Raw genomic sequence first — 24,279 nt, 5'->3', positions numbered from 1 at the left:
GGCCTATTACTCGCCGGTAAATGGGCAGTTCGCTCCCGGACTACCCCGCCAGCCGCCCGCCAGACTCCGACTCGAGACTGAGGACTCCACCCGTCGGCGGAACTAGGGTTGACCGGGTGACTGTGCACGACGACCCCGGCTCCTCGGGCCGGTTGGCGACCTTCTTCGCGACCGACGACGACTGGGAGCGGCAGGGGTCGATCGCGCTCGGCGACTGGCTGGTCGGTGCGGTCGTGCTGATCGCCAGCCTGGTCACCCTGGAGCTGATCCGCGGGGTCGGGACCCTCGACAGCAGCGACGCACCGACATGGGTCGAGTGGATCGCCGTCATCAGCGGCGCCGCACTGCTCGTCTTCCGGCGCCGGTTCCCGCTCACGATCGCGCTCCTGGCCGGGCTCCACATGTTCGTCACCGGGGTCTGGCTGCCGATGGTGATGGGGCTGCTGCCCATGCAGATCATCTACTTCGTCGCCTTCTTCGCCGGCGCCGCCTGGGCGCGCCGGCGGCGCGACATGGTGGTCGTGATGGGGCTGATCACCCTGTTCATGTTCGCCTGGCTCTCCTGGCAGTTCGCGGTCGGCAGCGGGATCGACGAGATCCGCGAGTCGACCTCGGACGCGGAGGGCTCGACACTGATCGGTCCGGTGACCGCCTACGTGCTGCTCACCACCCTGATGAACCTCCTCTACTTCATCGGCGCGATCGTCGGCGGCCAGGTCGCCTGGCGGGGCGCACGGCAGAAGGCCGAGCTCGCCGCACAGGCAGCGACGATCGCGGCCCAGTCCGGCCAGCTCCAGCGCCGCGCCGTCATCGACGAGCGCCTCCGGATCGCCCGCGAGCTGCACGACGTCGTGGCCCACCACGTCGCCGTCGTCGGGGTGCAGGCCGCCGCCGGACGCAAGCTGCTCGAGCGCGGGCGCCCCGGCGACATCGAGGGCGCCGCCGAGGCGCTCGGCAACGTCGAGGCCTCCGCCCGCGAAGGGGTCACCCAGATGCGCTCGCTGCTCGGCACCCTGCGCGACCCGGCCGGCGACGCCGATTCCGAGCCCGATGGAGTACGCCGCCCCGAGCCGCGCCTCGAGGATCTGCCCGCGCTCCTGGACGAGGTGCGCGAGAGCGGGCTACGCGTCGATTACGAAGCCGTCGGCCCCGTCTCGGATCTTCCGCTCCCCCTCGCCCACTCGGTCTACCGGATCGTCCAGGAGGCGCTGGCCAACGTACGCCGCCACTCCACCGCCGACCGTGCCCAGGTCGTGCTTCGCGTCGAGCGGGCGGTGGCCGCGCCCTACGCCGAGGTCGAGATCACCGACAACGGCCGGCCCCGGCACGGCACCTCCGGCAGCGGCCTCGGCCTGCTGGGCGTACGCGAGCGGGCGGCCGTCCGGAAGGCCGAGGTCGACATCGGCCCCAGGGCCGTGCAGGGATTCCGGGTGCGGGTGCGGTTCCCGCTCGACTCCCCCGTCGCGTCGATGGGAGCGACGCGGTGATCCGGGTGCTGCTCGCCGACGACCAGCAGCTGGTCCGCTCGGGGTTTCGTCTCATCCTCTCGATGGAGGACGACATCTCCGTGGTCGGCGAGGCCTCCGACGGCGCCGAGGCGATCGCAAAGGCGCGCGAGCTGCGGCCCGACGTGATCCTCATGGACGTGCAGATGCCCGGCACCGACGGCATCGAGGCGACGCGTACGGTGGTCGCCGAGGGGCACGCCAAGGTGATCATCCTGACCACCTTCGACCGCGACGACTACCTCTTCGACGCCCTCGCCGCCGGGGCGAGCGGCTTCCTGCTCAAGAACGCCGATCCCGACTCGCTGGCCGAGGCGGTACGCGCCGCCGCGGACGGTCACGCGCTGCTCGCCCCGGAGGTGACGATGCGCGTGATCGGCCGGGTGACCAGCAACAACGCACCCTCCGCGCCGAGTCCGAGGCCGCCCAAGGAGCTCGACCTGCTCACCGCCCGCGAGCGCGAGGTGCTCCTGCTGATCGGCGAGGGGCTGAGCAACAACGAGATCGCGCGCCGGCTGTTCCTGACCGAGGCCACCGTGAAGACGCACGTGTCGGCCTGCCTGGCCAAGCTGCAGCTGCGCGACCGGGTGCAGACGGTGGTCTTCATCCACCGCCACGGGCTTCTCCCGGCCAGCCCACCCAACGGGTGAGCACGGGTTCATCCTCGCGACGGATCCGCCGGGCACGGCACTGAAATAGCGTGGTCCCGTTCGTAACCGAGACAGAGGAGTTTCGATGCTCGAGGTCAGCGGGTTGACCCGTCGCTTCGGCGACATGGTCGCCGTCGACGACGTGTCCTTCCCGGTCCCGTCCGGTGGGCTCACCGGGTTCGTGGGCGGCAACGGTGCCGGCAAGACCACCACCATGAGGATGATCATGGGAGTGCTGGCCGCACATGCCGGCACGGTCTCCTGGCAGGGGCACGAGGTCACCCGCGAGGCCCGCCGCCGGTTCGGCTACATGCCCGAGGAACGCGGCCTCTACCCCAAGCAGCCGATCCTCGACCAGCTGGTCTACCTGGCCCGGCTGCGCGGCATGACCACCGCCGACGCTCGCCGGGAGATCACCGAGCTGCTGGAGCGGTTCGGGCTGGGCGGACGTACGAAGGACCCGCTGGAGAAGCTGTCCCTGGGCAACCAGCAGCGCGTCCAGATCATCGCCGCGCTCGTCCCCACGCCGATGGCGCTGATCCTCGACGAGCCTTTCTCCGGGCTCGATCCCGACGCCATCGACGCGATGGCGGACCTGCTGCGCGAGCATGCCCGCGACGGCGTACCCGTGGTCTTCTCCTCCCATCAGCTCGATCTCGTCGACCGGCTGTGCGACCGGCTCGTGGTGATGGCCCGCGGGCGGGTGGTCGCCCAGGGGACCGGCGAGGAGCTCCGCGCCGAGGCCTCCCTGCGCTACCGGCTCGTGCTCGACGGCGATGCCGGCTGGGTACGCGACCTGCCCGGTCTCCACGTCCGCGACGTCTCCGGCCCCGAGGCCGAGATCGAGGTCGTCTCCGCCGGTGCGGAACAGAAGCTGCTCACCGAGGCCATGACCCGCGGGAACGTGCTCGACTTCCACCGCGTCGTGCCCCGTCTGTCCGAGATCTACCGGGAGGTCACCGCATGAGCACTGTGAAGACCAGGAACCAGCCCGTGTGGCAGATCGTCGCGCGCCGCGAGATCGCGGTCCGCGCCACCGACAGGTCGACGCTGATCGGCACCGCGGTGATGCTCGCGGTGATCGTGGGCGTGCTCGGCTTCACCGCCTGGGGCGAGAGCCGGGAGAAGACCTACGAGCTCGCCTACTCCACGGCAGCGTCGCAGGCGGTGGTCGAGGGCATCGCCGAGCGCGCCGCCGACATCGACGAGAAGGTGCGCATCGAGCCGGTGGCGGTCGCCGACGCGGACGCCGCGCGGGATTCGCTCGAGGAGGAGCAGGCCGATGCGTACCTGCGCCCGACCGCCGAGGGCTGGGCGCTGGTCACGCTGGAGGACGCCGACTCCGAGCTGCGCGACGTGGTCAGCCAGGCGGTCGAGGCGATCGTGCTGGCCGGCAACGCCGACGCCGCCGGCACCACCGCGGCCGAGCTGACCAAGGGCTCCACGGTCACGCTCGAGCAGCTCGAGGGCGACAGCGAGCTCACCGCGATCCGCTACATCGTCGGCTACGCGCTCGCGATCGTCTTCTACTTCGCCTCGATCATGTTCGGGATGACGCTGGCCAACAGCGTCGTGGAGGAGAAGCAGTCCCGGATCGTGGAGATGATCGCCGCTGCGGCAGCTGCTCGCCGGCAAGATCATCGGCAACGCCGTCATCGCGGTCGGGCAGATGCTCATCTACGTGACCGTCGGGCTGGTCGGGCTGAGCCTGACCGACTTCAGCTTCGCGCTGCCGGCGCTGTCCGGCGCGATCGGCTGGTTCGTGGTCTTCTTCCTGATCGGCTTCGTGGTGCTCTCCACCCTGTGGGCGGTGGCGGGTGCGCTCGCCTCCCGCACCGAGGACCTGCAGTCCTCCTCCACCCCGATCACGATGCTCCTCATGGTGATGTTCTTCGGCGCCCTCTACCTCGACGGTGTCGGCGAGCAGATCGGGTCGTACGTCCCGCCGCTCTCCGCCGTGCTCATGCCGATGCGCCTGGTCGACGGCAGCGCGGCCTGGTGGGAGCCGGTCATCGCCCTGGCTCTGCTCCTCGGCTTCGGCGCCGCCCTCGTACGCCTCGCCGAGCGCCTCTACAGCCGGGCCCTGCTCCAGACCGGCGGCCAGCTCTCCCTCAAGGCGGCCTGGCGGCTGGAGGAGTGAGTCGCCGGCTCAGGCCGAGGCGCGCGAGAAGCCGAGATGGATCGCGAAGCCCGTCAGCAGCGCGCCCGCCGTCCAGCGCACCCCGCGCTCGACGCGGCGGCTGCGGCGGAGCGCGCCGGAGACGCGCCCGGCGAGGAGCACCCACATCGCGTTGACCACCGTCGCGACCGCGATCTGTACCAGCCCCAGCTCGATCAGCTGCAGGCTGGTCGGCCCGTTCCCGGCCTGGACGAACTGCGGCAGCAGCGCGCCGTACATCAGCGCGATCTTCGGGTTGAGCAGGCACGTGGTCAGGCCGGTGAGGTAGAGCCGCCAGGCGGAGTGCCTCGGCAGGTCGGCGTCCGGGGTGAGCGCCTGGTTGGAGCCGCGGACCATCCCCCAGGCCAGATAGATCAGGTAGGCCACCCCGGCGATCTTGATCGCCACGAACAGACCCGGAACCACCGCGAACAACAGCGCCAGACCGAGCGTCGTGGCCAGGACGTACAGCACGAATCCGGTCACCACCCCGGCGAGCGAGACCATGCCGGCCGTACGTCCCTGGATCAGGGTCCGGGAGACCAGGTACATCATGTTGGGACCTGGGGTGACGACCATCCCGAACGCAATGGTCGCGACGGCGAGGGCAGCAGACGCGGAGATCACCGTTCGAGGCTAGGGCCAGGGGCCCAGCCGCCCGAACGATTTTCCGTTCGCCGAGACAAACCCCGGGCGCAGACGCCAGGGTGGGTCAGGAAACCTGTCACCGTCGACCGGAGGAGCCCGGCATGGCCCGAGAGATCAACACCATCGTGACGGACCTGCACTATCTGGAGTGCCCGCGCTGGCACGAGGACCGGATCTGGTTCGTGGACTTCTACTCCTACAAGGTCTACTCGGCCCGGGAGGACGGGTCGGACCTGAAGGTGGAGGCCGAGGTGCCGGGGCAGCCCTCCGGGCTGGGCTGGCTCCCCGACGGCCATCTGCTGGTGGTGTCGATGAACGACCGCCGGATCCTGCGCCGCGAGTCCGACGGCTCGCTGGTGACCCACGCCGACCTCAGCGGCCACGTCAGCCACCACCTCAACGACATGGTCGTGGACGAGCAGGGCCGGGCGTACGTCGGGAACTTCGGCTTCGACATCATGGCCGGTGCCGACGTGGCACCGACGGTGCTGCTGCGGGTCGACCCGGACGGGACGGTGACCGAGGTCGCCGACGACCTGTGGTTCCCCAACGGCAGCGTGATCACCGACGACGGCACCCTCGTCGTCGACGAGACCTGCGGCAACCGGATCAGCGCCTTCGACATCGCGGAGGACGGGTCGCTGACCAACCGGCGTACCTGGGCGAAGTTCGGTGAGCTCAGCACGCACACCGCGTTCGCCGAGGCGATGGGCGATGCCGTCCTCGCGCCCGACGGCTGCTGCCTGGACGCCGAGGGCGCGCTCTGGACCGCCGACGCGGTCTTCGGCCGGCTGGTCAGGGTCGCCGAGGGCGGCGAGATCCTCGAGCAGATCGAGCCGGGCGGCGGCGTGTTCGCATGCATGCTGGGCGGCAGCGACGGAAGGACGCTGTACGCCTGCGCCGCGCCCGACTTCTTCGAGGAGCCGCGCAAGGCCAGCACCGAGGCGCGGCTGCTGGCCATCCGGGTCGACGTGCCTCGGGCGGGTCGACCCTAGCTCTGGACGTCGGGCGGCGGGCCGTCGAGGCGCCCGGCGCGGCTGCGGATCGGCACCGCGACGTGGAGCGCGTTGCTCTCGAGGGTGAAGTCGGTCGGCGTCTCGGTGAGGATCTCGCCGTCGAGGTTGACCGGCATCGTCTCGTCGGTGGTGATCCGCACCGCCGAGGTGGTCACGTGGTGCACCTGCTCGTGCTCGATGAAGTGGCCGCTCCTGAGCAGCCGGGCGATCGAGACGTGGTCGCGCATCCGGCCGCGGACGATGGCGTAGACGTCGAGCAGGTCGTCGTCGACCGAGGCCGTGGGCGAGACGGTGTTGCCGCCGCCGTAGTGGCGGCCGTTGCCGACCGCGACCTGGAGCAGGTCATCGAGCTCCATCGTGTCGTGGTCGCCATCAGGGAACTCCAGCCGCGCCGTGAACGGCCTGTGGTGGCGGTAGGCCTGCAGCGTCGCGACCGGGTAGGCCGCCGGCCCGATCAGCTTCTTCAGGCGAGGGTTCAGCGCCTCGGTCACCGCGACCGAGAGACCGAAGGAGGCGACGTTGAGGTAGGCGTGGCCGTTGGCCCGGCCGATGTCGACGTTGATGATCTTTCCCTCGAGCATCTGCCGGACAGCGGTCTCCGGGTCCTGGTCGAGCTCGAGCGTGCGGGCGAAGTCGTTGGCGGTGCCGAGGGGCAGCACGGCGAGCACGACGTCGCTCCCGGCGATCCGGGCGGCGGCGGCACCCACCGAGCCGTCGCCGCCGCCGATGACCAGCAGGTCAGGCATCTCGGCGGCGACCTTGTCGAGCGTGGCCTCCAGCTCCTCCCCCGAGTGGACTGCGTAGGAGTGCACGTCCTCGATCCCCGCGGATCGCAGCATCTCCTCCGAGGACGCCAGCGCGTCCTGTCCCCGGCGCGAGCCGGCGTTGACGACGAGGGCGACCTTCACGGAGTCGCGCGACAACAGCGATTGCATATCCACATCAGGAGCGTACGCACTCCACCTGAGTTCGTGCTGGCGCGTTCCTGTGCGTGGTCCGTGACGGTCGCGGTCAGCCCACGACGCCGGCCGCGACGACCTCGGCGAAGACACCGAACGCGGGCTCGCCGGCCCGGTTGAGCGGGCGGTGCGAGGCCAGCGTCTTCAGCACGCGTACGTCACGTTCCCCCGTCTGCGGATGGCTGTCGATCACGGCACAGCGCGGGATGGGCACGCCGACCCGCAGCGTGGCCCCGCCGACCCGGACCTCACGGCCGAGCCAGGCGTCCTCGGCGTAGGGCTCGTCGGTCTCGACCACCAGGGTCGGCCGGAACCGCGCCGCGTCCACGGCGTCCTGGCCGGCCTGCCGGGCGAGGTCGGCCAGCGACGCGGTGGTCACCATCGACACCGCACCGGCGAAGACGACATCACCGCGCCGGGCACGGGCCAGCCTCACCGGCCGGTCGAGCCACCGCGAGAACAGCTCGCCGTGGGGTCCGCCGACCAGCTCCAGCTCGACCTCGCGGCCCCAGTAGTCGCAGGCGATGCTCTCGCCCGTCGCCACCGGCTCGGCCGCGACCTTCTCACCGTCGGGGAGCTCGACCTCGAGCCGGTCACCGACCAGCTCCGCCCGCACCGCGATCAGCGACGGGTTCTGGACGGTGCGCAGCACCCGGCCGCGACGTGGATCGACAGGGTCGACCGACACCAGCGCGAACCCGCGGTCGCCGACCGCGCCCTGGGCGTCGAGCACCACCCGGTCGTGGGCCAGGTGCCTGGTCCCCTTGATCGGCGCGAAGCCCGCGCGCACCACCCTCAGCTCATCGGTCACGGGGCCAGTCAACCAGCGCTGCGAAACGCCTTGGCACCCTCGGCCGCCAGCTCCGAGTAGCCGGTGGTGCCGGCGCCGAGCAGCTCCTCCGCGGCGCGCTTGACGGCACCGAGCGCGGCGAAGGCGAACGCGCCGCCGACCGAGATGCGGGCGGCGCCCGCCTCGGCCAGCTCCGGGACCGACGGCCCTCCCGGCAGCAGCAGGACGTTGACCGGCCGGTCGACGGAGTCGACCAGGCGGCGTACGTCCTCGACGGCGATCACGCCCGGCGCGAAGAGCACGTCTGCGCCGGCCTCCTGGTAGGCCTGGAGGCGGGCGATGGTGTCGTCGAGATCGTCGTGGCCGCGGATGTGGTTCTCCGCGCGGGCGGTGAGGACGAAGCCGTCGCCGGCGGCAGCGGCGGCAGCGGCGACCCGCTCGGCGGCCTCCTCGACGGGGTAGATCATGTCCTTCTCGACGCCGGCGTAGTCCTCGATCGACCCGCCGGCCAGCCCGGTGGCCACGGCGAGCCGGAAGGTCTCCTCGACCTCGGCGGTGGTGGCCGCGAAGCCGGCCTCCAGGTCGGCCGAGACGGGCACCTCGACCGCCTCGACCAGCCCGGTCGCATGGGCGATGACCTCGTCCCGGGTGACCTGGCCGTCGAGGCGGCCCAGGGTCGCGGCGAATCCGCTGCTGGTCGTGGCCAGCGCCTGGAAGCCGAGCGAGGCCAGGACCTTCGCCGAGCCGGCGTCCCAGGCGTTGGGCATCAGCAGCGGGCGTCCGGGCAGGTGCAGCGACAGGAAGTTCTCGGCGAGCGACATGCCGGCCACCTTGCCACGGGACGGCTCCGCCGAGAACCGGATTTCCGGCCTAGGATCGATGAACATGGGCCATGATCATGACCACATCTCTCCTGCGGCGGACCGGCGCTACCTGATCGCCGCGATGTCGCTCCTGGGTGTGTTCCTGCTCGGCGAGGTGACGGTCGCGATCCTCGCCAACTCGCTCGCGCTGCTGGCCGACGCCGGCCACATGCTCACCGACGTCGGCGCGATCGCGGCGGCGCTGTGGGCGATGCGGCTGGCAGCACGGCCGGCCCAGGGCCAGTGGACCTACGGCTGGAAGCGCGCCGAGATCCTCTCCGCGGCGCTCAACGGCATCACCCTGCTCGTCTTCGCCGCGGTCGTGGGCGTGGAGGCGATCAGGCGCCTGATCGACCCGCCCGACGCCGAGGGATGGCCGATGTTCGTCGTCGCGGTCGTCGGCTGCGTCGTCAACGTCCTCGCCGCCGCTCTGATGGCGCGGGCCAACCGCACCTCGCTCAACGTCGAGGGCGCCTACCAGCACGTCCTCTCCGACCTCTACGGCTTCATCGGCACCCTCGTCGCCGCGATCGTCATCCTGCTCACCGGCTGGACCCGCGCGGACCCGGTGGCCTCGCTCGTGGTCGTCGCCCTGATGACGTACGCAGGTGTCCGGCTGCTCCGCGACAGCGGTCGCATCCTGCTGGAGGGTGCGCCGGGGGAGGTCGTCGTCGAGGACCTGCGTCAGCACCTGCTCGAGGTCGAGGACGTGGTCGAGGTGCACGACCTGCACGCCTGGACGGTGACCTCCGGCCTGCCGACCGTCTCCGCCCACCTGACCCTGCGCCCCGAATGCTTCCTCGACGGCAGCGCCCCGAAGGTCCTCGACCGGGTCCAGGCCTGCCTGGCCGGGCACTTCGACGTCGAGCACTCCACCTTCCAGCTCGAGCCCGAGACCCACCTGGCCCACGAGCCGGGGATGCACTGAGCACGACCCGCTGAGGCCAGGTCCGATCGGTCAGGCCAGACCGGCCGGGTCAGGTGTGGGCGAGCGCGGCGAGGGCCGCTTCGCGCGCCTGCTCGATCGCGTCCTCGGCGACGCCGCACAGCCTCAGGCAGGCCGAGGCGATCGTGGCGACGGTCGTGCTGCCGACCCGGTCGTCGCGGCGGAGGCTGACCACGCTCTCGACCATCTGCACGAGCAGCTCGCCGAGCCCCGGCTCGCCGCTGCTCGCCGAGACCTTCGCGCCCGCGGCCCGCTGCGCGACCCGTCCGTAGCCGGCGACCAGCTCGTCGCGGAGATGGCCGTAGCGGTCGTAGACCGGTGAGGCGATGACGTCGGGGAGCCGGTAGAGCATGCCGATGTTGTAGGGCATCGCAACCAGCGCGCTCATGTCGCTGACGGCGAGGGCGTAGAGGCCGACGTCCGGGGTGACCGCCCCCATCCCGGCCTCGACCTTCCCGGCCTGCTCGACCCGGTCCTGGACCGAGCGCTCGAGCAGCACCGCGAGGATCTCCTCCTTGCTGCCGAAGTGGTAGTAGATGGAGGCCTGTCTCAGCCCGGCACCCTCCGCGATCTCTCGGGTGGTTGTGCCGGCATAGCCGCGGCCCACGAAGAGCTCCGCGGCGGCAGCGAGGATCTGATCTCGGGGGTTCGCCGCAATCTTGCCCGGAAGCAGCCGTGGACGGCCGCGACCCGGACGCGGCGAGATCTGTGACACCGTGGCATCGCCTTTTTCTGTCGCACGATAGATAAGGTTGGAGAGGGCAAGTTTCGCACTCATATCGAAAGAGTCAAGCGCTGGAGGACGTGTCTGCCCGCAAACCGGTCAGTGCGTGAGCTTGAGGCCGACGACACAGCCGACGAGCGCGATGATCAGCACGACACGTACGGGGCTGATCGCCTCCTCCCCCGCCACCATCGAGTAGCCGACGGTGAGCGCAGCACCGATCCCCACCCACACGGCATAGGCGGTGCCGATCGGCAGGGTGCGCATGGCCATCGCGAGCCCCACCAGGCTCCCGAGCAGGGCGATGCCGAACACGACCGACGGCACCAGCCGGGAGAAGCCCTCGGTGCGACCCAGAGCGAGCGCCCACACGGCTTCGAGGACGCCGGATCCAACAAGAAAAAGCCAGGACATGACCACTCCAGACGGCCGTCTTGTCGCGCTTCCGGGTACGGCTCCCTCGTCCGGCAGCCGGTCTCGGCTGACGTCTTCGACCTTAGCAAAACTGTCACTCGATAGAAACTTGAGGCTGGTAGAGAACGCGGCGTTCTTCTGCGCGGGATATCGGCGCCCGATCCGTCGCGGGATTCTGCGCAGGATGATGGGAGGATGCGACGGTGACCTTCACCGTCGGCTTCGTCACCGGAGCCACCCCCGACAAGTGGGCCCGGATCTGGCGTGACCGCAGCCGGGAGCGCCTCGAGCTGGTTCCGGTCACCGAGGAGGAGCAGGAGCGGCTGCTGCGCGCGGGCGAGCTGGACATGTGTCTCGTACGTCTCCCCGTGGACCGCGACGGGCTCCACTGCATCCCGCTCTACGAGGAGCAGCCGGTCGCGGTGATGGGCCACGAGCACCTGCTCTCCCTGCTCGAGGAGGTCACCCTCGACGACCTCGACGAGGAGCAGCTGGTGATCCCCGAGCGCGGGGGCTGGACACCCGGCGCCGAGCAGCTGGCGTGGCCGCCGATGAGCGAGAAGGACGCCGTCGAGACGGTCGCCGCCGGCACCGGCGTGGCGATCGTGCCGATGTCGATCGCCCGGCTCTACCACCGCAAGGACGCCGTCTTCCGTCCGGTCGCCGGGATCGAGCCCACCACGGTCGGCCTGGCCTGGCTGATCGACAACGACGACGAGCGTGTGCAGACCTTCATCGGCATCGTCCGCGGCCGCTCGCGCAACTCCTCACGCCGCTGAGAGCACCCGGGTGAGGTCTTCCGGAAGCCACCGGGCAGACTTTGCGGCATGCTCGAACCGACCGACCTCACCGCGCGCGCGACCGAGGCGCTGCACACCACCTTCGGCACGGAGGCCACGGTGGTCGGGAGGGCGCCGGGCCGGGTCAACCTGATCGGCGAGCACACCGACTACAACGCCGGGCTGGTGCTGCCGGTGGCGCTCCCCCACGCCACCTACGCCGCGGCCGCACCGCGCACCGACGGCGTCATCCGGATCGCCTCGGCCCAGGAGCCGAAGCCGTTCACCGGCCACATCGACGAGCTCGGACCTGAGATCGAGGGCTGGGCCGCGTACGTCGCGGGGGTGCTGTGGACCCTGCGGGAGGCCGGCCTCGTGACCGGCGGCCTGGACATGCACCTGGAGTCGTCGGTCCCGCTCGGCGCGGGGCTGTCCTCGTCGGCCTCGGTCGAATGCGCCACCGCGATGGCGGCACTCGGCGTGGCCGGCCGGGTTCTCGACGAGGACCTACGACGGGCCGTCGTCGCCGCCGGGATCCGGGCCGAGACCGAGGTCGCCAACGCGCCGACCGGCGGCATGGACCAGTCGGTCGCGGTCTTCGCCGAGTCCGGGGGCGCCCTGCTGATCGACTTCGAGTCCGGCGAGCACCGCAGCGTCCCGCTGGCCCTGGGCGGGCGCACCATCCTGGTCACCGACACCCGGGTCAAGCACCAGCTCACCGACGGCGGCTACGCCTCGCGGCGCGCCCAGTGCGAGAAGGCCGCCGCCGACCTCGGGCTGCGCTCGCTGCGCGAGGCCACCCTGGAGCAGGTGGAGACCCTCGGCGACGACGTCGTACGCCGCCGGGCCCGCCACATCGTCACCGAGATCGCCCGGGTCGAGCCGACGGTGGCCGCCCTGGGCGCCGGCGACTGGACCGCGATCGGTGAGCTCTTCGCCGCCTCGCACGCCTCGATGCGCGACGACTTCGAGATCTCGGTGCCCGAGCTCGACCTCGCCGTCGCGACCGCGGTCGGCGCTGGTGCCGACGGCGCCCGGATGACCGGCGGCGGGTTCGGTGGCTCGATGGTCTCGATCCTCCCCGCTGCGGCCGTGGAGTCGGTCAGCGCGGCCATCGACAAGGCCTTCGCCGAGGCCGGCTACGGCGCCCCGGGGCACCTGATCGCCAGCCCGTCGGCCGGCGCGACCTGGTCCCCGGCGTAGAGCCGAACCCTCAGACCAGGCCCACCTCGGCGAGCATCCGGGTCGCGGTGGCGATCGCCGCCTCACGCGCGGCCCGCAACAGCTCGACGTCGGTCTCGGTGCGACCTGGGATCGGGTCGCCCGCATCAGGCGCGAACGTCAGCGTGTGCACACCGGCGTGGCTGCCGGCCCTCATCTCCGCGACCGTGCTGCGGTAGCGCTCCGGCCGGCTGCGGTAGAGATCACCGAGCTCCGGGTTCACCCGGCGCAGGTAGCGCTCGATCACCCGGTCGGCCGGACCATAGCTGGGCGCCGTGCCGAACGGCCGGGTGACCAGCACGATCGCGTGCGTCGCGCCGAGCGCCGCCGCCGAGGCGACCGGCACCGCCTCGATCAGTCCGCCGTCGAGCCAGCGGCGGCCGCGTACGGTCACCGGGAGGCCGCCGGCCAGGGGCAGCTGGCTGGAGGCAATCACCGAGTTCGCGAGGTCGGTGGCGTCGGTGAAGTCGGTGAGGGGGACGGACTTCGCGGTCACCACGTCGGTCGCCACGGCCGCCAGGCGGGGCGCGCCCTCACGCAGCGCCAGCGACCACTCGAACAGCTCCGAGGACCGGGTGGTGATCCCCCGGGTGTCGACCATCGACTTGCGCCGCAGCATCCGCCCGGCGCCGATGTACTCGGGCGAGGCGAACACCGAGGCGTACGACTCGCTGAAGGCCCCGATCGTCCCCGCCGCCACCGCAGTCGCGTTGGCAGCGCCCGCGGAGGTGCCGACCACGAGGTCGACCGCATCCACGAGGCCGTGGTCGGCGAGCACCGAGGCCATCGTCGCCGACAGCATGCCGCGCATGCCGCCGCCCTCGATCACGAGGGCGAGGGTCGCCTCGTCACTCTTGTTCCGACCGTTCCCGCCGAGGCGGGAACGCAGCAGCTCCACCACTCCCGATTGCATCGCGTCCACAGCTGGATTGTGGTGCTACCAGCGAGTAGGTCCCGGCATCGGGTCGCTCCGACACGCCAAGACAGGGGCGCACGTCACACGTTCGCGGCGAGCCAGGCTCCGAGATCACGGGCCGAGCGGTCGACGACGTTGGCCCAGTCGAGGGCGGTCTCGTCGGCGTTGTCGGAGACATGCTTCACGATCCGCGCAGGAACGCCGGCCTCGCGGGCCGCCCAGGCGACGGCGAAGGCCTCCATGTCGACCAGGTGGGCCCGCTGCGCCAGCTCGGCGCGTACGACGGTGTCGGTGACGAACAGGTCACCGGTGGCGCAGACGATCTCCGACTCCCCGACCTCCAAGGCGTCCTCGACCGGGTGACCCAGCGCCCGGATCGCGGCGGAGGAGAAGTCGTGGTTGAGCACCGTCCCGACCTCGTAGATCCCGGCGTGGCCGTCGCGCAGCGCACCGCAGGAACCGATGTTGACGACCTGCCGGATGGTCTTGTCGGCCGCCAGCACACGCGAGACGGCCGAGGCGGACGCCACCTTCCCCATCCCGGTGATCACCACCTTGAGACCGGAAGGAACATGGGCCGCCTCGGCCTTGGTCGCCGACACCACGAGTACGCTCACGGCCGGTGACCCTACCGTCACCCCGAGAACCAGACGCCGAGTCGGCTCGTCATGACGGGCCGACTCGGCATGGAATCTGGTCAAGACGGGCCGACTCGGCCCGGGTTCTACTTGAGCTCTGCGGAAGAGAGCCCCAGGACCCGGCGAGCCACGATCAGCTGCTGGATCTGCTGGGTGCCCTCGAAGATGTCGAGGATCTTCGAGTCGCGGGCCCACTTCTCCAGCAGCTCACCCTCGGAGTAGCCGATGGTGCCGGCCAGCTCGACGCAGGACAGGGTCACGTCGGAGCCCATCCGGCCGGCCTTGGCCTTGGCCATCGAGGCCTCCTTGGAGTTCGGCTGACGGTTGTCGGCCATCCAGGCGGCCTGGAGCATCAGCAGGTAGGCGCCCTCGTAGTCCGACTCGAGCTGGATGAACTTCGCCGCGGCCGCCGACTGCAGGTGAGCCGGACGGTCGTAGTCGATCTCCACGCCGGCCTTCTCGAGCAGGTCGCGGGTGTAGTCGAGCGCGGCCCGGGCGCAGCCGACCGCCATCGAGGCCACCAGCGGACGGGTGTTGTCGAAGGTGGCCATCGCGCCGGCGAAGCCCTCCTTGACGTTGACCTCGGGGCTCCCGAGCAGGTTCTCGGCAGGCACCCGGCAGTCGGTGAAGGTGATCGTGGCGGTGTCGGAGGCCTTGATCCCGAGCTTGTGCTCGAGACGCTCGACCTTCATCCCGGGCGTGCCCTTCTCGACCACGAACGACTTGATCGCCGCCTTGCCGAGCTCCTTGTCGAGCGTCGCCCACACCACGACCGCGTCGGAGCGGTCCCCGGAGGTGACGAAGATCTTCTCGCCGTTGAGCACGTAGTGGTCGCCGTCGAGGGTGGCGGTGGTCTTGATGTTGGCCGAGTCGGAGCCGGTGCCGGGCTCGGTGATCGCCATCGACGCCCAGATGCCGTCGAAACGCTCGTGCTGCTCGTCGTTGGCGACCGACGCGATGGCCGAGTTGCCCAGGCCCTGGCGCGGCATCGCGAGCGTCAGCCCGACATCGCCCCAGCACATCTCCGAGACGGAGAGGACCGAGGACATGTTGGCGCCGTTCTTGACCTTGCCGTCGTCGGGCTTGGAGTCACGGCGTACGCCGGTGGCCCCCGCGCCCTCGCCCTGACCGGACTCGGCCAGGCCGTCGGCCATGGCGGCGAGCATGTCGAGCTCGGTGGGGTATTCGTGCTCGGCCTTGTCGTACTTGCGCGAGATCGGTCGCAGCATGTTCATCGCGACCTGGTGGACCTGCTCGCGCAGCGGCTTGAGCTTCTTGGGGTCTTCCAGATTGATGGCCATCAGACCAGCACCGTGCCTTCCATGATCCCGATCGCACGCAGGTCGCGGTACCACCGCTCCACCGGGTGCTCCTTGACGAAGCCGTGACCACCGAGCAGCTGGACGCCGTCGAGGCCGATCTGCATGCCCTTGTCGGCACACAGCTTGCGGGCGAGGGCGATCTCCCGGGACGCATCGATGCCCTGCGCCACCCGGCTGGCCGCCTTGTAGGTCACCAGGCGCATCGCCTGCAGCTCGATCGCGATGTTGGCGACCATGAACGCCACCGACTGACGGTGGGCGATCGGCTCGCCGAAGGCCTCGCGCTCCTTGACGTAGGGCGTCACGTAGTCGAGGACGGCCTGGCCGACACCGATCGACAGGGCACACCAGGCGAGGCGGGAGAGCCGCACGGCCTCGGTGTAGGTCGAGCCGTCGGTCTCGCCAAGGACGGCGCTCGCGGGGACCTTCACGTCGGTCAGGGTGAGCTTGGTGAGCGAGGCGGCGCGGACGCCCATCGCCGGCTCGGACTCGATGGTCAGCCCGTCGGTCGAGGACTCGATGAGGAACAGGACCGGTTTGCCGTCCAGGGCGGCACCGACCACGAAGAGCTCGGCCTCGGCACCACGGGCCACCAGCGACTTGGCGCCGTTGATCGTGTAGCCGTCGGCCGTCTTCGTCGCCGTCGTCGCCGGGGAGAGCACGTCGAAGAGGACCTTGTCCTCGTTGAGCGCGAACGCGGCGGCCGGAACCGATCCCTCGGTGAAGGCGGGCAGGTAGGTCTGCTGCTGCTCGTCGGTGCCCCACAGGCCGAGCGCGGTCGCGACCGAGCCGGGCGCGAGCGCGGCGACGGCCAGACCGAGGTCACCCTTGGCGAGCGCCTCGGCGACCAGCGTGCCGGCGACCGCGGAGCGGGTCTCGGAGATGCCACCGAGCTCCTCGGGGACACCCAGGATCGGCAGCCCGATCTCCAGGCTCGACTTGAGCAGGTCCTCGGGTGCGGCACAGGCCTCGTCGGCCTCGGCCGCCGCGGGACGCACGACCTCCGCCGCGAACTCGGTGACGACATCGACGAGCATCTGCTCGTCCTCGGTCGGGGTCAGGTCGAAGACGCCCTTGGGGATGGCGTTGGGCACGCGGACGCCGGGGGCGCCCTGCTTGCCCTTCTTCTTGAACGCGCGGCTGGTCGCCGCCATCGTCTTGAACCCGCTGCGGGTCACCGTGAAGACGACCTGCTCGGTCTGCTTGCGGACACCGAGCCGGTCGAGCACAGGACTCTGCGAGAGCTTGCGCAGACCGGTCACGGCGAACCCGATCGGATCACGCGACTCGCCGGACGGGACGCCGTTCGCGTTCCCGCCACGTAGGCCTTGGAGGATACTCATGGGTAGAACTGTAACTGGGAGTTACAACGCGGTCTACACTCGTCGCGGGTGATGGCGGTAACAAACCATCCAGCGCTTGTTTATAGGGTTGGCACATGGCCGACTCCTCGCTCGAATCCGCTTCGCCGCTCGCGCCCCACGGCGCCCTGCCCGAGGGCGGGAGGGTGCGGCCGATCACGCGCTGGGGCACCCCGGTCATGCACCGGCCGAAGAAGCAGGTCGAGGTCTTCGACGCCGCCCTCACGGAGCTGGCCGCCGACATGGTCGCGACGATGTACGCCGCAGAGGGTGTCGGGCTGGCCGCCGACCAGATCGGCGAGGACGTCGCCATCTTCGTCTTCGACTGTCCCGACGCCACCGGCCGCCGGACCGTCGGCGTCGTCTGCAACCCGGTCCTGACCCTGCCCGAGGGCGACGACCGTCACCTCGACGTCGACCTGGAGGGCTGCCTCTCCTTCCCCGGCGCCTTCGTCGACTGCGGTCGTCCGGACTGGGCCGCCGTCGACGGCGTCGGCCTCGACGGAGAGCCGGTCCACTTCGAGGGCAACGGCCTCCTGGCCCGCTGCCTCCAGCACGAGACCGACCACACCAACGGCACCGTCTTCGGCGACCGCATCTCGGCCAAGGCCCGCAAGAAGCTCACCAAGGAGCACGACCGCGTCGCCCAGGACTACCCCGCCGACTGGCCCGCCGGCGAGCAGGTCGACTGAGCCACATCGGGCCCACACGCGGCTAGGACATCCGGTCCACGACGTACTCGGCGATCGCCAGGCTGGAGGTCGCAGCCGGACTCGGCGCGTTGCGCACTGAGGTGATGCCGTCGGCGTGGTGGATGACGAAGTCGTCGACCAGCGAGCCGTCGCGCTCGACGGCCTGGGCCCGCAGCCCGAGGCCGGCCCGCTCGACGTCCGCGGCACCGATCTCGGGCACGTAGCGCTGCGCCTCGCGCATGTAGGCCTGTGTGGACAGTACGCCGCGAAGCTCCGTGAAACCGGTACGCCAGTGCTCGGCGGCGAACCGCCAGAACCCCGGCCACGCCAGCGTGTCGACCAGGTCGCGCGGTGTCAGCGACGCGCGGCCGTAGCGCCTGCGGCTGAGCGCGAGGAAGGCGTTGGGGCCGACCTCGAGGCCGCCGCCGACGCGGCGGGTGAAGTGCACGCCGAGGAACGGGTAGCGCGGGTCGGGGACGGGATAGACCATGCCTCGGACGAGATCACGCTTCGCCGCGCTGACCTGCATGTACTCACCACGGAACGGGATGATCCGGGGCGCCTTCGGCCCGCCGGTCAGCTCACCGAGCCGGTCGGACTCCAGGCCTCCGCAGACGACCAGATGGTCGACCCGGGTCCGGCCGGTGGGCGTCGCCACCTCGATCCCGCCGGGGACGCGGTGGATGCCGGTGACCTCCTCGCCGAGGCGTACCTCTCCCCCGGCCTCGGCGATGCCCCGGCCCAGCGCCTCGGTCACGGCGACGTAGTCGGTGATCGCGGTGTGCGGCGAGTGCAGCGCGGCCAGCCCCGCGGCGTACGGCTCGATCTCCTTCATCTCCTCGGGTCCGACTCGCCTCAGGCCGGGCACACCGTTCTCGGTGGCCGTCTTCTCCAGCGCGTCGAAGCGACCCATCTCTGATTCCGCCACCGCGACGACGAGCTTGCCGCGCTCCTCGAGCGGGATCCGGTGCTCGGCCGCGAAGTCCTTGAGCAGGTCGCGGCCGCGGGTGCAGAGCCGGGCCTTGAGGCTGCCGGGCCGGTAGTAGATGCCGGCATGGACCACACCGGAGTTGTGGCCGGTCTGATGAGCGCCGAGCGTGCGCTCCTTCTCGAAGACGATCACCGTCTCGGCGGGGCGGCGGCGCAGGATCTCCCGCGCCACCGCCATGCCGACGATCCCACCGCCGACGACCCCGGTCGTGCCCACCTTCGGTCCCTCTCCACGAGGCGGGCGTGTCGCCGTCTCGACCTGCCCTCGCCCTCCTGCGACAGGAAATCTACGCCGCGGCCACCCTCATCGGCGCCAGAACCCCGCGATCTCTGCAGCCAGGCGTAGGCCCTGGCAGTGGCCGGCGCGGGCGGCCGCGGGCCGGGTCGAGGGGTTCATCATGTTGTCACCGAACGCCTCGAGCGAGTCGGCGTCGGGGAGAACCGTCGTGACGGTGCTGCCGCCCGCCCGCAGCTCCTCGACCTGCGCCGCGAGGTCGCTGCGCCATCGCGTCGGATGCCGGGTCCGGCCGCCCAGGGGCGAGAGCACGAGCACGCGCCCGTGTCCCGCCGCCAGGTCGGCGTTCTCGCTCGAGCGTCGGTAGCCGCCGTCGACGTAGTGACGCCCGTCGATCGCGTACGCAGGACCGCCCGCGCAGCTGGCGGCCACGGCGTCGACCAGGTCGACGCCGCTGTCGCGGTCGAGCTCGACGGGCTCGCCGGTGTCGGCGTCAACCACGGTGAGGAGCACGTTGCTCCCCGGCCAGTGCGGGCTCGGCAGCCTGGCCGCGACGGTCGCGCGCCAGCGCTCCCGCCCCGCCGCACCCGCGGCCACGGCGAGCTCGATCGCGTCCGCGCCGATCCGGCGCCGCATGTCGGGCAGGTCGGCCGATGCCGCGATGACGGCGTCGATCCGCTCGAGGTGTGCCAAGGAGATGGGGCCACGCTGCCCTGACGGAACCTGGGAGATCGGCGTCGAGAGGACGGCGGCCAGCAGGTCGGCCGGGCTCGCACCGCCGAGCTGCGCCGTGGCCGTCGCGCCGGCCGAGGTGCCGATGACCAGATCGGCCCCGGTCACATCCAGCCCACCGTCGCACAGGCCGGCGACGACGCCGATCAGCCAGGCGTTGCCTGCCGATCCGCCACCGCCGAGGACCAACGCGCGCTTGTCGGCGAAGGCTGGTCGCGAAGAAGAAGTCGTGCTCATGGGAGTCGCCTTTCGAAGCGTTTCCGCAGGCGCTCCCGGTGGCCGGCCCGGACTGGGCTCAGCCGCGCGATCGTGGGCGGCGGGGAGCACCCGCTGTGGACGTTGCGTACACGGGACTCACCTCCTGCCGTCGGATCACGATCGCGGCGAGGTTAGCACGGGACACGATGCGGCTCACCTCGAATTCTCACCACGATCGGCACGCCGCGGCCTTACGGTGAGTTCGTGACGAAGACCTGGTCGATCCTGCGCCTGGCCATGGCGGCGCTCATCCTCGCGGCCGTCCTGGCCGAGTTCCGCAACGCCCTGCGCACGGTGCCCGCCGAGGGCTCCAGCACAGCGACGGTCCTGGTGAACTTCTTCAGCTACTTCACGATCGAGTCGAACCTCTTCGCCGCGGCTGCGCTCGTGGCCGGCGCGGTCTGGGCGCTGACCAGGTCCGGTCAGGAGCCGGTGTGGATCGCCGTCCTGCTCGTCGCCGCCACGACATTCATGACCATCACCGGGATCGTCTACAACCTGCTGCTGCGCGGGATCGCGCTGGCCGCGACACCGTGGGCCAACGAGGTGCTGCACCTCATCGGGCCGATCTTCCTCGTCGCCGACCTGCTCTTCGCGCCCCCGCGCCGCCGACTCCCGTGGCGTACGGTCGTGGTCGTCATCTCGTGGCCGATCCTCTGGGTGGTCTACACGCTGGTGCGCGGCGAGCTCGTGGTCTCGCCGCTCACCGGGGACGGATGGTGGTATCCCTACCCGTTCCTCAACCCGCACGTCCAGGGCGGCTATCTCGTCGTCGCCTTCTACGTCGCCGGAATCGCCGCGGCCTTCACCCTGGTCGCATGGGGTGTGGTCGCGGTGGGCCGACGGCGCGACATCGCCCCGGCCGCGGTGCCCTCCACCACGGAGGCCACGCCCTAGACGTTGCGGATCATCCAGCGCTCGGGCGCGGGCAGCGGCTCCCAGCCGTACTTCGAGTAGAGCCCGTGGGCGTCCTCGGTGGCGAGCAGCGTGCGGCGGATGCGGTAGGGCTCGAGGTCGGCGACGACGCCCTCGATCAGCAGCTTGCCGATCCCCTGGCCGCGTACGCCCGGGTCGACGATCACGTCGCACAGCCAGGCGAAGTCGGCGAAGTCGCTGACCACGCGGGCGAAGGCGACCTGGTTGCCCGCCGCGTCGTAGACGCCGTAGCAACGGGACCCCTTGTTGGCCGCGTCCTGCACCTCTCGGGTGCGGTCGCTCGCCCAGTAGGACCGCGCCAGCATCCGGTGCACCCAGTCGGGGTCGATCCGGCTCTGCTCTGCGGAGAAGGAGTACGCTGCAGGCTCCTCGGTCGCGGGCGCTTCGGAGCTCAGCAGGCCGAGCAGGTCGTCCGGCTCGTCCGGCTGGTCCGGCTCCGGTCGCGCGACCTGGGGAGCGATCGCGGGCGCCTCGACGGCACCCGCGAAGCCCGGGCCGGGCTCTGGCGTACGCCCCGCCTGATAGGCCAGCGCGGCACCGTTCGCGAGCCGGTCGGCGGCCTCGTTGAGCGGGTGTCCGGAGTGGCCCTTGATCCACTCGAAACGTACGTCGCGGCCCTGCATCGCCGCGTCGAGCTCCTTCATGATCTCGACGTTGAGGACGGGCTTGCCGTCGGCCTTCTTCCAGCCCTTGCGCTTCCAGCCCGCCATCCACTTGGTGACCGAGTTGATGACGTACTTGGAATCGCAGTAGACGAGCAGGGGCTCGCCGGTGTGGGCCGTCTGCTGCAGCAGGTCGAGGACGGCGGTCAGCTCGCCCTGGTTGTTGGTCCCGTGGGGCCAGCCGCCGCATGCCCAGGTGGACTCGTCCACGTACCAACCCCACCCCGCGGGACCCGGGTTTCCGAGCGCCGAACCGTCAGCAGCAGCCACAATCGTCACGCGCCCATCCTGCCAGCCGCGCGCCGGTCCCTCCCCGGGGGTCAGGGGTTGACGCGCGGGCCGGACGCGGTGGAGCCGCGAACGACGAGCTCGGGGTGGAAGACGAACTCCGAGTGCGGTGCGCCGGTGCCGGCGATCTCGTCGAGGATGGCGCGGACCGCGGCCTGGCCCATCGCGGGGACGGGCTTGCGCACCGTGGTCAGCGGCGGGTCGGTGAAGGCGATGAGCTGGGAGTCGTCGTAGCCGACGATGGAGACGTCCTCGGGGACCTGCAGGCCGCGCGAGCGAGCGGCACGGATGGCGCCGAGCGCCATCATGTCGCTGGCGCAGACGATCGCGGTGAAGCCCTCGTCCAGGAGTGCGGAGGCCGCGGCCTGGCCGCCCTCGAGGGTGAAGAGCGAGTCGCGGATGTGGCTCTTCTCGACCTCCTCGGCGCTGAGGCCGAAGCGGTCGACCATGGTCGCCACGAAGCCCTCGATCTTGCGCTGGACCGGCACGAAGCGGCGGGGGCCGACGGCCAGGCCGATCTTGGTGTGGCCGAGCGTGGCCAGGTGGGTGACCGCCAGCTGCATCGCCTCGCGGTCGTCGGGCGAGATGAACGGCGCCTTGATGTCGGGGCTGAACCCGTCGAGGAGGACGTACGGGACACCCTGGGCGCGGAGCTTCTCGTAGCGGGTCATGTCCGCGGTGGTGTCCGCGTGCAGACCGGAGACGAAGATGATCCCGGTGACGCCGCGGTCGACGAGCATCTCGGTGAGCTCGTCCTCGGTCGAGCCGCCGGGGGTCTGGGTCGCGAGCACCGGGGTGTAGCCCTGCCGGGTCAGCCCCTGCGCGATGACCTGCGCGAGCGCCGGGAAGATCGGGTTGTCGAGCTCGGGGGTGATCAGCCCGACCAGGCCCTCGCTGCGCTGCCGCAGCTTCACCGGGCGCTCGTAGCCGTGGACGTCGATCGCCGCCAGCACCGCCTCGCGCGTCGCCGCGGCGACACCCGGCTTACCGTTGAGGACGCGACTGACCGTCGCCTCACTGACGCCCGCATGGGCCGCGATGTCAGCAAGACGGGCGGAGGCTGGTGTTATGGGCACGGTCACATCATGCCCCCTCACCACATGCCCTGCAAGAACTTTCAGCAAGTTTGCAACTTTTGCTGAAAGGCTCTTACATTCTCCTCGACGCGGGGTTACCTTCGTCACACCACCGGGCGGATTCCTCGCCCGGCCCCATATCGAAGGAGAACTCATGCGACGTGGCATCGTGGCCACCGCAGTGGCGGCATCGCTCGTCCTCGCGGCAACGGCATGTGGCGGTAGCAGCGGCGACAGCAGCGACGGCCCGGTCACCATCACCTGGTGGGACACCTCGAACGCGACCAACGAGGCCCCGACCTACAAGGCCCTCGTCAAGGACTTCGAGAAGGCCAACCCGGACATCAAGGTCAAGTACGTCAACGTGCCGTTCGACCAGGCGCAGAACAAGTTCGACACCGCGGCCGGCGCCAGCGGCGCCCCCGACGTCCTCCGTGCCGAGGTCGGCTGGACCCCCGCGTTCGCCCAGAAGGGCTTCCTCGCTCCCCTCGACGACACCGAGGCGCTCGAGGAGAAGGACGCCTTCCAGCCCAACCTGATCAAGCAGGCGGAGTTCGACGGCAAGACCTACGGCGTGCCGTTCGTCACCGACACCCTCGCGCTGGTCTACAACAAGGCGCTCTTCGAGAAGGCCGGCATCACCGAGGCGCCCGCCACCTGGGACGACCTCAAGAAGGACGCCGCGACGATCAAGGCCAAGACCGGCGTCGACGGCTACTGGGGCTCGACCTCGGCCTACTACGCCACCCCGTTCCTCTACGGCGAGGGCACCAACATGGTCGACGCCGAGGCCCAGAAGATCACGATCACCTCCCCGGAGGCCAAGAAGGGCCTGACCACCTGGCAGGGACTGTTCGACGGCGAGGGCCTGCACAAGGCGGACACCACCGCTGACGCGTACGCCCACATCCAGGACGCCTTCGTCAACGGCAAGGTCGCCGCGATCATCCAGGGCCCCTGGGAGATCACGAACTTCTACAAGGGCTCGGCGTTCCAGGACAAGAACAACCTCGGCATCGCGACCGTCCCGGCCGGCTCGACCGGCGAGGCCGGCGCCCCGACCGGCGGTCACAACCTGTCGATCTACGCCGGCTCGGACGAGGAGCACCAGGAGGCCTCGGCGAAGTTCGTGAAGTTCATGACCTCGGCCGACGCCCAGGCCCAGATCGCGCTGAAGAACTCCACGCTCCCGACCCGCGACGACGCCTACACCGACGAGGTCAAGGCCGACCCGGGCATCGCCGGGTTCCAGACCGTGCTCCCGGCGGCGCAGCCGCGGCCGGAGCTGCCGGAGTACTCCTCGCTGTGGGGTCCGATGGACCAGGAGCTCCCGAAGATCGCCTCCGGCGCCGAGACCCTCGACAAGGGCCTGGCCACGCTGGACACGGCCTTCGCCGACCTGCTTCCCGACTTCTCGAAATAGCACCGTTCCGACCGACTACGTCGAAGTGAGCCGATGACTCTGACAGCACCAGCGCCCGCCGCCGAGACCCCGCGGTC

26 protein-coding genes, 1 pseudogene and 1 riboswitch are annotated in these 24,279 nt (G+C 70.7%); of the genes and pseudogenes, 12 read left to right on the top strand and 15 right to left on the bottom strand.

Annotation, left to right across the window (positions count from 1 at the left end; genetic code table 11):
* Window positions 1-116 precede the first annotated feature (116 nt).
* From ACFVDI_RS25900 to ACFVDI_RS25890, 3 genes are all read left to right on the top strand, one after another.
* Window positions 117-1,487, top strand: a complete 1,371-nt coding sequence (locus ACFVDI_RS25900) for a sensor histidine kinase (RefSeq protein WP_378911679.1) — start codon at window positions 117-119, stop codon at window positions 1,485-1,487.
* A complete protein-coding gene (locus ACFVDI_RS25895; protein ID WP_378911678.1) occupies window positions 1,484-2,155 on the top strand; it encodes a response regulator in 672 nt (223 codons plus the stop codon). Before ACFVDI_RS25900 ends, ACFVDI_RS25895 begins: the two co-directional genes overlap by 4 nt.
* Before the next feature lie 85 nt (window positions 2,156-2,240).
* Window positions 2,241-3,122: an ABC transporter ATP-binding protein gene (locus tag ACFVDI_RS25890; RefSeq protein WP_378911677.1), complete on the top strand. Its 882-nt coding sequence runs from the start codon at window positions 2,241-2,243 to the stop codon at window positions 3,120-3,122.
* On the opposite strand, the gene ACFVDI_RS25885 is transcribed toward ACFVDI_RS25890, so the two are convergent.
* A complete protein-coding gene (locus ACFVDI_RS25885) occupies window positions 3,112-3,258 on the bottom strand; it encodes a hypothetical protein (RefSeq protein ID WP_378911675.1) in 147 nt (48 codons plus the stop codon). The two genes, ACFVDI_RS25890 and ACFVDI_RS25885, sit on opposite strands and share 11 nt — an antisense overlap.
* Here ACFVDI_RS25885 and ACFVDI_RS25880 point away from each other — a divergent pair.
* Both ACFVDI_RS25880 and ACFVDI_RS25875 read left to right on the top strand, forming a co-directional pair.
* Window positions 3,224-3,709: pseudogene (locus tag ACFVDI_RS25880) on the top strand (ABC transporter permease); the annotation flags it as partial. The gene ACFVDI_RS25885 and the pseudogene ACFVDI_RS25880 sit on opposite strands and share 35 nt — an antisense overlap.
* Window positions 3,710-3,824: 115 nt before the next feature.
* Window positions 3,825-4,295, top strand: a complete 471-nt coding sequence (locus ACFVDI_RS25875; protein WP_378911674.1) for an ABC transporter permease — start codon at window positions 3,825-3,827, stop codon at window positions 4,293-4,295.
* A gap of 9 nt (window positions 4,296-4,304) precedes the next feature.
* Here ACFVDI_RS25875 and ACFVDI_RS25870 read toward each other — a convergent pair whose 3' ends face one another.
* A complete protein-coding gene (locus tag ACFVDI_RS25870; protein WP_378911673.1) occupies window positions 4,305-4,940 on the bottom strand; it encodes a LysE family translocator in 636 nt (211 codons plus the stop codon).
* A 122-nt stretch (window positions 4,941-5,062) separates the two neighbouring features.
* Here ACFVDI_RS25870 and ACFVDI_RS25865 point away from each other — a divergent pair, with 122 nt between their 5' ends.
* Window positions 5,063-5,956, top strand: a complete 894-nt coding sequence (locus tag ACFVDI_RS25865; RefSeq protein ID WP_378911672.1) for an SMP-30/gluconolactonase/LRE family protein — start codon at window positions 5,063-5,065, stop codon at window positions 5,954-5,956.
* On the opposite strand, the gene ACFVDI_RS25860 is transcribed toward ACFVDI_RS25865, so the two are convergent.
* The 3 genes from ACFVDI_RS25860 to ACFVDI_RS25850 all read right to left on the bottom strand — a co-directional run bounded on the left by ACFVDI_RS25860 (window position 5,953) and on the right by ACFVDI_RS25850 (window position 8,547).
* Entirely contained in the window at window positions 5,953-6,912 is a 960-nt protein-coding gene (locus ACFVDI_RS25860) for a lipid kinase (RefSeq protein WP_378911682.1), read from the bottom strand. The two genes, ACFVDI_RS25865 and ACFVDI_RS25860, sit on opposite strands and share 4 nt — an antisense overlap.
* A gap of 76 nt (window positions 6,913-6,988) precedes the next feature.
* On the bottom strand, window positions 6,989-7,747 hold the full coding sequence (locus ACFVDI_RS25855; protein WP_378911671.1) for an MOSC domain-containing protein: 759 nt from the start codon (window positions 7,745-7,747) through the stop codon (window positions 6,989-6,991).
* 8 nt (window positions 7,748-7,755) lie between these two features.
* Window positions 7,756-8,547 (bottom strand): isocitrate lyase/phosphoenolpyruvate mutase family protein, encoded by a 792-nt coding sequence (locus ACFVDI_RS25850; protein ID WP_378911669.1) that lies wholly within the window; start codon window positions 8,545-8,547, stop codon window positions 7,756-7,758.
* A 58-nt stretch (window positions 8,548-8,605) separates the two neighbouring features.
* On the opposite strand from ACFVDI_RS25850, the gene ACFVDI_RS25845 reads away from it, so the two are divergent.
* Window positions 8,606-9,517, top strand: coding sequence for a cation diffusion facilitator family transporter (locus ACFVDI_RS25845; RefSeq protein WP_378911667.1), 912 nt, complete (start codon window positions 8,606-8,608; stop codon window positions 9,515-9,517).
* Window positions 9,518-9,566: 49 nt separating this feature from the next.
* Here the strand turns inward: ACFVDI_RS25845 and ACFVDI_RS25840 are convergent, their stop codons facing one another.
* A complete protein-coding gene (locus ACFVDI_RS25840; RefSeq protein WP_378911666.1) occupies window positions 9,567-10,250 on the bottom strand; it encodes a TetR/AcrR family transcriptional regulator in 684 nt (227 codons plus the stop codon).
* 108 nt (window positions 10,251-10,358) lie between these two features.
* Window positions 10,359-10,673, bottom strand: a complete 315-nt coding sequence (locus ACFVDI_RS25835; RefSeq protein WP_328530289.1) for a multidrug efflux SMR transporter — start codon at window positions 10,671-10,673, stop codon at window positions 10,359-10,361.
* 10 nt (window positions 10,674-10,683) lie between these two features.
* Window positions 10,684-10,747, bottom strand: a riboswitch (guanidine-III (ykkC-III) riboswitch).
* A 129-nt stretch (window positions 10,748-10,876) separates the two neighbouring features.
* On the opposite strand from ACFVDI_RS25835, the gene ACFVDI_RS25830 reads away from it, so the two are divergent.
* Both ACFVDI_RS25830 and galK read left to right on the top strand, forming a co-directional pair.
* Entirely contained in the window at window positions 10,877-11,452 is a 576-nt protein-coding gene (locus ACFVDI_RS25830) for a LysR family substrate-binding domain-containing protein (protein ID WP_378911665.1), read from the top strand.
* 48 nt (window positions 11,453-11,500) lie between these two features.
* Window positions 11,501-12,655, top strand: coding sequence for a galactokinase (gene galK / locus ACFVDI_RS25825; RefSeq protein WP_378911664.1), 1,155 nt, complete (start codon window positions 11,501-11,503; stop codon window positions 12,653-12,655).
* Between the two features lie 10 nt (window positions 12,656-12,665).
* On the opposite strand, the gene ACFVDI_RS25820 is transcribed toward galK, so the two are convergent.
* From ACFVDI_RS25820 to ACFVDI_RS25805, 4 genes are all read right to left on the bottom strand, one after another.
* Complete coding sequence (locus tag ACFVDI_RS25820) at window positions 12,666-13,586, bottom strand: patatin-like phospholipase family protein (RefSeq protein ID WP_378911681.1); 921 nt, start codon at window positions 13,584-13,586, stop codon at window positions 12,666-12,668.
* A gap of 83 nt (window positions 13,587-13,669) precedes the next feature.
* Window positions 13,670-14,206 carry a nucleosidase gene (locus ACFVDI_RS25815; RefSeq protein ID WP_378911663.1) on the bottom strand — a complete coding sequence of 179 codons (537 nt, stop codon included), beginning with the start codon at window positions 14,204-14,206 and terminating at the stop codon, window positions 13,670-13,672.
* Between the two features lie 107 nt (window positions 14,207-14,313).
* A complete protein-coding gene (locus ACFVDI_RS25810) occupies window positions 14,314-15,528 on the bottom strand; it encodes an acyl-CoA dehydrogenase family protein (RefSeq protein ID WP_378726820.1) in 1,215 nt (404 codons plus the stop codon).
* Complete coding sequence (locus ACFVDI_RS25805) at window positions 15,528-16,892, bottom strand: acyl-CoA dehydrogenase family protein (RefSeq protein ID WP_378911662.1); 1,365 nt, start codon at window positions 16,890-16,892, stop codon at window positions 15,528-15,530. The genes ACFVDI_RS25810 and ACFVDI_RS25805 overlap by 1 nt, the downstream gene beginning before the upstream one ends.
* Window positions 16,893-16,987: 95 nt before the next feature.
* Between ACFVDI_RS25805 and def the strand changes: the two genes are divergently transcribed.
* Window positions 16,988-17,602: a peptide deformylase gene (def, locus tag ACFVDI_RS25800; protein WP_378911660.1), complete on the top strand. Its 615-nt coding sequence runs from the start codon at window positions 16,988-16,990 to the stop codon at window positions 17,600-17,602.
* Between the two features lie 22 nt (window positions 17,603-17,624).
* On the opposite strand, the gene lhgO is transcribed toward def, so the two are convergent.
* The gene (gene lhgO, locus ACFVDI_RS25795) at window positions 17,625-18,809 is read right to left on the bottom strand and encodes an L-2-hydroxyglutarate oxidase (RefSeq protein WP_378911659.1); all 1,185 of its coding nucleotides are present in this window, start codon (window positions 18,807-18,809) and stop codon (window positions 17,625-17,627) included.
* 87 nt (window positions 18,810-18,896) lie between these two features.
* Complete coding sequence (locus ACFVDI_RS25790; RefSeq protein WP_378911658.1) at window positions 18,897-19,796, bottom strand: patatin-like phospholipase family protein; 900 nt, start codon at window positions 19,794-19,796, stop codon at window positions 18,897-18,899.
* A 225-nt stretch (window positions 19,797-20,021) separates the two neighbouring features.
* Between ACFVDI_RS25790 and ACFVDI_RS25785 the strand changes: the two genes are divergently transcribed.
* Window positions 20,022-20,714, top strand: a complete 693-nt coding sequence (locus ACFVDI_RS25785; protein WP_378911657.1) for a Pr6Pr family membrane protein — start codon at window positions 20,022-20,024, stop codon at window positions 20,712-20,714.
* Here ACFVDI_RS25785 and ACFVDI_RS25780 read toward each other — a convergent pair.
* Both ACFVDI_RS25780 and ACFVDI_RS25775 read right to left on the bottom strand, forming a co-directional pair.
* On the bottom strand, window positions 20,711-21,694 hold the full coding sequence (locus ACFVDI_RS25780; protein ID WP_378911656.1) for a GNAT family N-acetyltransferase: 984 nt from the start codon (window positions 21,692-21,694) through the stop codon (window positions 20,711-20,713). The two genes, ACFVDI_RS25785 and ACFVDI_RS25780, sit on opposite strands and share 4 nt — an antisense overlap.
* 41 nt (window positions 21,695-21,735) lie before the next feature.
* The gene (locus ACFVDI_RS25775) at window positions 21,736-22,779 is read right to left on the bottom strand and encodes a LacI family DNA-binding transcriptional regulator (protein ID WP_378911655.1); all 1,044 of its coding nucleotides are present in this window, start codon (window positions 22,777-22,779) and stop codon (window positions 21,736-21,738) included.
* A 154-nt stretch (window positions 22,780-22,933) separates the two neighbouring features.
* On the opposite strand from ACFVDI_RS25775, the gene ACFVDI_RS25770 reads away from it, so the two are divergent.
* Complete coding sequence (locus ACFVDI_RS25770) at window positions 22,934-24,202, top strand: extracellular solute-binding protein (protein WP_378911654.1); 1,269 nt, start codon at window positions 22,934-22,936, stop codon at window positions 24,200-24,202.
* Window positions 24,203-24,279 lie beyond the last annotated feature (77 nt).

The organism is Nocardioides sp. NPDC057767 (assembly GCF_042798275.1).
Lineage (GTDB): Bacteria > Actinomycetota > Actinomycetes > Propionibacteriales > Nocardioidaceae > Nocardioides.
The sequence above is the reverse complement of the archived record's forward strand: the minus strand, read 5'-3'. Positions and strand labels throughout refer to the sequence as shown.

What these genes read in the sequence shown, in the direction of transcription:
- ACFVDI_RS25890 (WP_378911677.1), top strand. Translation starts at nt 2,241, where the DNA reads ATGCTCGAGGTCAGCGGGTTGACCCGTCGCTTCGGCGACATGGTCGCC.
- ACFVDI_RS25875 (WP_378911674.1), top strand. Translation starts at nt 3,825, where the DNA reads ATGCTCATCTACGTGACCGTCGGGCTGGTCGGGCTGAGCCTGACCGAC.
- ACFVDI_RS25865 (WP_378911672.1), top strand. Translation starts at nt 5,063, where the DNA reads ATGGCCCGAGAGATCAACACCATCGTGACGGACCTGCACTATCTGGAG.
- ACFVDI_RS25860 (WP_378911682.1), bottom strand. Translation starts at nt 6,912, where the DNA reads ATGCAATCGCTGTTGTCGCGCGACTCCGTGAAGGTCGCCCTCGTCGTC.
- ACFVDI_RS25850 (WP_378911669.1), bottom strand. Translation starts at nt 8,547, where the DNA reads ATGTCGCTCGCCGAGAACTTCCTGTCGCTGCACCTGCCCGGACGCCCG.
- ACFVDI_RS25845 (WP_378911667.1), top strand. Translation starts at nt 8,606, where the DNA reads ATGAACATGGGCCATGATCATGACCACATCTCTCCTGCGGCGGACCGG.
- ACFVDI_RS25835 (WP_328530289.1), bottom strand. Translation starts at nt 10,673, where the DNA reads ATGTCCTGGCTTTTTCTTGTTGGATCCGGCGTCCTCGAAGCCGTGTGG.
- galK (WP_378911664.1), top strand. Translation starts at nt 11,501, where the DNA reads ATGCTCGAACCGACCGACCTCACCGCGCGCGCGACCGAGGCGCTGCAC.
- ACFVDI_RS25820 (WP_378911681.1), bottom strand. Translation starts at nt 13,586, where the DNA reads ATGCAATCGGGAGTGGTGGAGCTGCTGCGTTCCCGCCTCGGCGGGAAC.
- ACFVDI_RS25810 (WP_378726820.1), bottom strand. Translation starts at nt 15,528, where the DNA reads ATGGCCATCAATCTGGAAGACCCCAAGAAGCTCAAGCCGCTGCGCGAG.
- ACFVDI_RS25805 (WP_378911662.1), bottom strand. Translation starts at nt 16,892, where the DNA reads ATGAGTATCCTCCAAGGCCTACGTGGCGGGAACGCGAACGGCGTCCCG.
- def (WP_378911660.1), top strand. Translation starts at nt 16,988, where the DNA reads ATGGCCGACTCCTCGCTCGAATCCGCTTCGCCGCTCGCGCCCCACGGC.
- ACFVDI_RS25790 (WP_378911658.1), bottom strand. Translation starts at nt 19,796, where the DNA reads ATGAGCACGACTTCTTCTTCGCGACCAGCCTTCGCCGACAAGCGCGCG.
- ACFVDI_RS25770 (WP_378911654.1), top strand. Translation starts at nt 22,934, where the DNA reads ATGCGACGTGGCATCGTGGCCACCGCAGTGGCGGCATCGCTCGTCCTC.